The following is a 762-nucleotide window of genomic DNA, read 5'->3' as shown; positions in this document are numbered from 1 at the left end:
GCTTTGTTCCTTTTTTAATTTATATATTTAAAATACACATATTCAAGAACTCGAGATATAAGTCAATGTACTAGGCACACAATTTAATATTGACAGTAATTAACCGAACGAAAATGCGCCCCGGGGCCCCCAACATAGAGAATTTCGAAAAGAAATTCTACAGACAATGCAAGTTGGCGAGGCCCCAACACAGAAACTGGCCAACAGTCAGCTTTCAATAATGTGCAAGTTGGGGTAAGGGCCCCAACATAGAGAATTTCGAAAAGATAAAGAAATACGTTTTCTTTAGATATTAGTATTTTTTATGAATGAGTTTCACGCATGTATTCTTCTTTCTATATGCATATTAGCTATGACTAACGATAAAGAACCTGAAACACTAATAAATGTCCTATAGTTTACAATATTATATTGGCAGTAGTTGACTGAATGAAAATACGCTTGTAACAAGCTTTTTTCAATTCTAGTCAACCTTGCCGGGGTGGGACGACGAAATAAATTTTGCTAAAATATGATTTCTGTCCCACTCCCTTATCATTTCTGTCCTACTCACATCTTATTCTTTATCAGATAGTGCATTTTTATTCTTTTTTAAGTCTTCTTCAGTGACGATACGTAAATTATTATTTGGTGCGGCGCCACCTTCATCATCAAATTTACCTTTTTCAATACTTTCGTCAGTCTTATTGTCATATTCGGTAAATTTTGATTTTTCTTCTTCGAAAAATGCTTTTGGATTATTTTTTAATCTATTAGCATATT

Annotated in this window: 1 pseudogene; it reads right to left on the bottom strand. The window is 33.5% G+C overall.

Annotated features, from left to right (window positions below):
* Window positions 1–556 precede the first annotated feature (556 nt).
* Window positions 557–762 (bottom strand): annotated as a pseudogene (locus tag IDG60_RS17845) (YtxH domain-containing protein); the annotation flags it as partial.

This window comes from Staphylococcus sp. EG-SA-2 (assembly GCF_017152085.1).
The sequence above is the reverse complement of the archived record's forward strand: the minus strand, read 5'-3'. Positions and strand labels throughout refer to the sequence as shown.